Source organism: Acidovorax sp. HMWF018 (assembly GCF_003061035.1).
Lineage (GTDB): Bacteria > Pseudomonadota > Gammaproteobacteria > Burkholderiales > Burkholderiaceae_C > Acidovorax > Acidovorax delafieldii.
On the sequence record NZ_QAIM01000635.1, the window covers coordinates 1 to 6,181 of the forward strand.

At 66.6% G+C, this 6,181-nt stretch carries 6 protein-coding genes; 3 read left to right on the top strand and 3 right to left on the bottom strand.

Translation table 11 applies throughout. The features are described from left to right. The 3 genes from DBR23_RS26810 to DBR23_RS26820 all read left to right on the top strand — a co-directional run. Window positions 1-641: ferritin-like domain-containing protein (locus DBR23_RS26810; RefSeq protein WP_108500105.1), on the top strand; the 641-nt coding region annotated here is incomplete at its 5' end. Between the two features lie 111 nt (window positions 642-752). After that, window positions 753-2,018 (top strand): EAL and HDOD domain-containing protein, encoded by a 1,266-nt coding sequence (locus DBR23_RS26815; protein WP_108500106.1) that lies wholly within the window; start codon window positions 753-755, stop codon window positions 2,016-2,018. A 101-nt stretch (window positions 2,019-2,119) separates the two neighbouring features. Continuing rightward, window positions 2,120-3,400: an EAL and HDOD domain-containing protein gene (locus DBR23_RS26820; RefSeq protein ID WP_056061670.1), complete on the top strand. Its 1,281-nt coding sequence runs from the start codon at window positions 2,120-2,122 to the stop codon at window positions 3,398-3,400. An 82-nt stretch (window positions 3,401-3,482) separates the two neighbouring features. On the opposite strand, the gene DBR23_RS26825 is transcribed toward DBR23_RS26820, so the two are convergent. The 3 genes from DBR23_RS26825 to DBR23_RS26835 form a co-directional block, all read right to left on the bottom strand. Then, the gene (locus tag DBR23_RS26825) at window positions 3,483-4,466 is read right to left on the bottom strand and encodes a tripartite tricarboxylate transporter substrate binding protein (protein WP_108500107.1); all 984 of its coding nucleotides are present in this window, start codon (window positions 4,464-4,466) and stop codon (window positions 3,483-3,485) included. 50 nt (window positions 4,467-4,516) lie between these two features. Then, the gene (locus DBR23_RS26830; RefSeq protein ID WP_108500108.1) at window positions 4,517-5,479 is read right to left on the bottom strand and encodes a tripartite tricarboxylate transporter substrate binding protein; all 963 of its coding nucleotides are present in this window, start codon (window positions 5,477-5,479) and stop codon (window positions 4,517-4,519) included. 75 nt (window positions 5,480-5,554) lie between these two features. After that, window positions 5,555-6,181, bottom strand: a 627-nt coding sequence (locus DBR23_RS26835) for a site-specific tyrosine recombinase XerD (RefSeq protein ID WP_233250774.1), incomplete at its 5' end; no start/stop codon positions are given.

The following is a 6,181-nucleotide window of genomic DNA, read 5'->3' on the forward strand; positions in this document are numbered from 1 at the left end:
GCCCCGAACTGCTGCGCCACACCCAGGTGGCCCGCCGGTCGCCCGCCACCCCCGAGGGCCGGGCCATCCTCATCCACGCCATCGCCCACATCGAGTTCAACGCCATCAACCTGGCGCTGGACGCCGTGTGGCGGTTTGACGATATGCCCCGCACCTACTACCAGGACTGGATGCGCGTGGCGGCCGAAGAGGCCAAGCACTTCAGGCTGCTGCGCGACCACCTGCGCAGCCAGGGCCACGACTATGGGGACTTCCCGGCCCACCAGGGGCTGTGGACCATGTGCGAGAAAACCCAGCACGACGTGCTGGCCCGCATGGCCCTGGTGCCTCGCACGCTGGAAGCCCGGGGGCTCGACGCCACGCCGCAGATCCAGGCCAAGCTGCGCCAGGTGGGCACGCCCGACGCCCTGGCCGCCGTTGCCATCCTGGACGTGATCCTGCACGACGAGGTGGGGCATGTCGCCATCGGCAACCACTGGTACCGCTGGCTGTGCGAGCGCGCGGGCCAGGACCCGGAAACCCTCTACGGCACGCTGGTGCAGCGGTACGAAGCCCCCCGCCTGAAGCCACCGTTCAATGAGTCGGCGCGACGCAGCGCCGGTTTCAGCGACGCCGAACTGCGCTGGCTGCAGCAGGCCTAATCACCAAGCCATGTGTTGACGATCTGAGGGGAATACGATGGCTCCTACAATTCTTGGCGATGCCCCCAGCGCGCCAGCGCACCCTCTTTCAAGAACACCAAGCCCACGCCCATGACCCAAGCCGTCACTCCTGGCACACCGCCCGCGCCACCGCCGGGCAACCAATCGTCGGTCGCCATGATTGCGCGCCAAGCCATCGTGAACGCACAACAGGTGGTGGTTGGCTACGAGCTGTTCAACCGCTCGCGCAGCGGCGCCGCCCACACGGCCGCCACCGACGTGATCCTGGTGTTCACCGCCCTGTCGCACGCCGGCACCGAGGAGCTGGTGGGCAAGAAGCTGATCTTCGTCAACTGCACCCATGAAAGCCTGTCGGGCGGCCACCTGGAGCTGGTGGACCCCGACAAGGTGGTGCTGGAGATTCCGCCCCTGGGCCATGCGGCCGCCGAAGAGGTCGCCACGCGCCTGCCCATCCTGACCGAGCTGCGCGACCGGGGCTTTCACCTGGCCTTCAACCACACGGTGCTGCAGTCGGCGTACGCGCCGTGGCTGCCGCTGGCGGACTACATCAAGCTGGACCTGTCGGTGCTGGCGCCCGACCAGCTCGCGGTGCTGATCAGCTACGCGGGCCGCCACTGCAAGGCCGAACTGATCGCCGAGAAGGTGGAGACGGCCCAGCAGTACGACATGGTGTCCAGCCAGGGGGTGCAGCTGTTCCAGGGCTACTGGTTTGCCCGCCCTGCCCTGGTCGAGACCAAGCTGCTCACGCCGTCGCAGGCCAGCATCATCGAGCTGATCAACCAGGTGCGCAAACAGGCCAGCACCGACGAGATCGAAGAGGTGCTCAAAAAGGATGCGGGCCTGGCCTTCAACCTGATGCGCCTCATCAACTCCGCCGGCTTTGGCCTGTCGCGCGAGATCACCTCCTTCCGCCAGGCAGTGATGCTCATGGGCCTGAAAAAGCTGTTCCGCTGGGCGGCGCTGCTGCTGACCGCGTCGCGCAACAACGGCACGCCGTCGTCGGTGGGCCACACCGCCGTGGTGCGCGGGCGCCTGATGGAGCTGCTGGCACTGGAGACACTGCCCCCCGAGGAAGCCGACCAGGCCTTTGTGGTGGGCATCTTCTCGTTGCTGGATGTGATGCTCTCCATGCCCATGGAGTCGGCCATTGGCCTGCTCAACGTGCCCGAACCCGTGGCGGCCGCGCTGCTGCGGCGCGAAGGCTTCCTGGGTGACCTGCTGACCCTGGCCGAGGCCTGCGAGTCCAGCGACGACGCCGTGTTTGACCGCGCTGCCGGCCTGCTGCACCTGACCAGCCAGCAGATCAACTTTGCCCACCTCCAGGCGCTGGCCTGGGCCGACCACATCAGCGACTGACAGGTACCGCCGCCACGCTGGCGGCCCCTGTTCAGACTTTGGTTCTCTGCCAACGCCCGGCGGTCTAGAATGATCGCCAGCCCTTCATTTCAGTGGACCCCATGTCGAGCACACCCGAACAAGACACCCCGGACGCCGCAGCGCCTGTGGTCGATCCCGTGGACGAGAACCTTGCCATCATTGCGCGCCAGGCCATCGTGGACGAAAGCCGCGCGGTCTATGGCTACGAGCTGTTCGACCGCTCCACCGCGTCCGACTCACACACCGCCGCCAGCGATGCAGCCCTGCTGTTCAATGCCCTGTCCTACGCGGGCACCGAGGCCCTGGTCGGCAAGAAGACGGTGTTCATCAACTGCACGCATGACAGCCTCTCGGGCGGCCACCTGGAGCTGATCCACCCCGAAAAGGTGGTGCTGGAGGTGCCACCGCTGCCCGACAGCGCCACCCCCGAAGAAATCGAAGGCCGCGTGCCCACGCTGGAGGCGCTGCGCACACGTGGCTTTCGCCTCGCGTTTGACCAGCAGGCCCTCAAGCGCGCCTACACCAGCTGGCTGCCGATGGCGGCGTTCATCAAGCTGGACATGCAGGCCTTCAAGCCCGAGCTGGCGGCCCCCCTGGTCAAATTTGCCACCACCCACAGCAAGGCCACGCTGGTGGCCGAAAAGGTCGAAACGGCTGCGCAATACGAGTTGATGCGCGATCTGGGCGTCAAGCTGTTCCAGGGCTACTGGTTTGCGCATCCCTCGCTGGTCAAGGCCACCACCATCCGCCCCTCGCAGGCCACCATCATCCAGCTCATCAACCTCGTGCGCAAACAGGCCAGCACGGCGGAGATCGAAGACCTGCTCAAGAAAGACCCCACCCTGTCTTTCAACCTGCTGCGTTTCATCAACTCGTCGGGTTTTGGCCTGTCGTGCGAGATCACCTCGTTCCGCCACGCGGTGATGATCCTGGGGCTGAAAAAGCTGTTCCGCTGGGCGGCCCTCTTGATGACCACCTCGCGTGCCGGTGGTGCGCCACCAGCCGTGGGCCAGACCGCCGTGGTGCGCGGCCGCCTGATGGAGCTGCTGGCCGCCGAGCTGCTGCCGCCCGAAGAATGCGACAACGCTTTCGTCGTGGGCGTGTTCTCGCTGCTGGACACCATGCTGGGCGTGCCGCTCGAAAAGGCGCTGGAGTCCGTGGCCCTGCCCGAACCCGTGATGGACGCCCTGCTGCGTGGCACCGGCGTGTTCGCCCCGTTCCTGGAGCTGACCAAGGCCTGCGAAAGCGGCGATGAAGTGGCCTTTGCCAAGAACGCCGATGCGCTGCACCTGTCCAACCGCCAGGTGAACTGGGCCCACCTGCAGGCGCTGACCTGGGCAGAGAGCCTGAACGAAGAATAGTCCCGTTCTTCCCCTTAAAAGCCCGCAGGCCCTGCTTTGACAGGGCCTGTGGCGTTTCGGGGGCTTCAACCCCTGAACACGATCAGTTGCCCTGGATGCTCGCCGCGCGGATGATGCGCGCGTTGTTCTCAGACTCCAGCGCGATCTGGCGCGCGAACTCGGCCGTGGTGCCGCCTGTGGGCACGTTGTCGGTGGCATCGAGCTTGGCGCGGATGTCCGGCAGCGCCAGCGCCTTGTTCACCTCAGTATTGATGCGTGTGATGACCGTCTTGGGCGTCTGCGCCGGGGCATAGAGGCCGAACAGGGACGAGAGATTAGCCGCTGGCTGCCCCAGCTCGGCCAGCGTGGGCACCTGGGGCAGCGAATCCAGCCGCGCCGGGGCCCCCACCGCCAGCGGCTTGAGCTTGCCCGCCTGAATGTGCTGCAGCACCGCCGGGCCGGCGTTGGTCGATAGCACCTCAAACTGCCCGCCCAGAGCGTCGTTCATCTGCTGGCCACCGCCCTTGTAGGGGATGTGCGTGATCTGCACCTGGGCCACCGACTGGATCTGCTCCAGCATGATGTGCCCCAGCGACGCCTGCCCCGACGTGGCCCATCGCACCGTGCCGGGCTGGGCCCGCGCACGCGCGATCAGATCCTTGAAGTCGGTCGCACGGCTCGCCGGCGTGCCTAGCAGCAGCACGGGCGAATACATCACGCTGACCACGGGCGCAATGTCCTTCTGCGGATCGAAAGGGGACTTGCCCAGGTGCGGATTGAGCGCCAGGGGGCTGACCGCCGCAAAGCCCAGCGTGTAGCCATCGGGCGCCGCCTTGGCCACCGCGTCCACGCCAAGGCTGCCACTGGCGCCTGCCTTGTTTTCAATGACCACGGGGGTGCCCAGCTGAATGGCCAGCTTGTCGGCCAGCGCGCGGGCGATGTTGTCGCTCACGCCCCCCGCCGGGTAGGCCACGATGATGCGGATGGGTTTGGCGGGCCACGCCTGGGCCGAAGCCACGACGGGCGAGACCGCCAACGCGACCGCAGCGGCAGCCACCAACCGGCGGCGAGAAAAATGCAGATTCATGGTGAGAGCCAATGGAGAAGAGTTCGATGGGCGGCCGTCCGGTCTACCCGTCAATCCAGTTCGAGCTTGCGCTCGCGGATCAGCTTGGCCCACTTGTCGTTCTCGCCCTTCACAAAGCTGAAGAATTCCGTGGGCCCGAGAGAATGTACCTCCGAACCTGTGGACGCAAACTTGGCCTTCACCTCCGCTTGCGCCAGCACTTTGGCCAGTTCGGCGGCCAGCTTGTCCACCACCTCCTTGGGCATGCCTGCGGGGCCTACCAGCCCCTGGAAACCGACGGACTCCATGCCGCCGAGCCCAAGTTCAGCGACCGTTGGCACGTCGGGCAACTGCGGGTCGCGGCGCGGGCCCGTCACTGCCAGCGCCTTCAGCTTGCCGCCCTTGACCTGCGGCAGCAGCACCGGCCCTGCATCGATAAGCAACTGCGTCTGTCCGCCGATCAAGTCCTGCACAGCCGGGGCGCTGCCTTTGTAGGGCACATGCGTCACATCCAGCCCGGTCGCCTGGTTCATCAGCTCGCCATTCAGATGGGTGGAGGTGCCCGCACCGCCCGATGCGAAGTTCACTTTGCCAGCGTTGGCCTTGGCCCATGCCACCCATTCCTTGAGGTCCTTGGCAGGGTGGTCCGGCCGGGTGACCGCGATGTAGCTGCCCTGGCTGATCTGGCCGATGTAGCTGAACTGCTTGAGCGGGTCGTACGGCATCTTGCGCTGCAAGTACGGTGCGATAGCGAACGGGCCGGTATTGGCCAGCAGCAACGTATAGCCATCGGGCGCGGCCCGGGTCAGCTCGGTCGCCGCCAGCATGCCGCCGGCACCGGGCTTGTAGTCCACCACGATCTGCTGCTTGAGAAGCTCCTGCAGCGGCACCTGCACGGTGCGTGCGGCAAAGTCGATGCCGCCGCCCGGCGGGTACCCCACGATGAGGCGGATGGGCTTGGCCGTGGGCCAGGTCTGCGCCATGGCCAGGGTGGCAGCCCCCAGCAGCAGTGCGCTGGTGATGAGTTTTTTCATGCAATGTCTCCTTGTTGTGGTGTGGGAAAACCGGTCTGGCGCGCCGCTCAGCCCACGCCAGTGTGGTGTTGCACGCTATCCACGGGGGTGATGCTGCGCGTGCAGGGACTTGAGCCGCTCGCGCGCCACGTGGGTGTAGATGGTGGTGGTAGATATGTCCGCATGGCCCAGCAGCAGCTGCACCACGCGCAGGTCGGCGCCGTGGTTGAGCAGGTGCGTAGCAAACGCGTGGCGCAGCGTGTGCGGCGACAGCGGCACCGTGATACCCGCCACCTGCGCCCACTTCTTCACAATGACCCAGAACATCACGCGCGTCATGCCGCTGCCGCGCTGGGTGACGAACAGGTCGTCGGTCTGCTGCCCGCCCAGGATGGCGCCGCGGGCCTCGTTCAGATAGCGCTCCAGCCAGGCACGCGCCTCTTCGCCAAACGGCACCAGGCGCTCCTTGCTGCCCTTGCCCATCACCCGCAGCACGCCTTCGTTCAGGCCGACCTGGTAGGTCTTGAGCGTGACCAGCTCGGTCACGCGCAGGCCGCTGGCGTACATCAGCTCCAGCATGGTGCGGTCGCGCAGGCCCAGAGGGTTGCCCAGGTCGGGCGCGTTCAGCAGCGCCTCCACCTGCGCTTGCGACAGGGTCTTGGGCACACGCAGCGGCTGGCGCGCCGCCTGCAGCCGCACCGTGGGGTCGGCAGTGATGCGCCG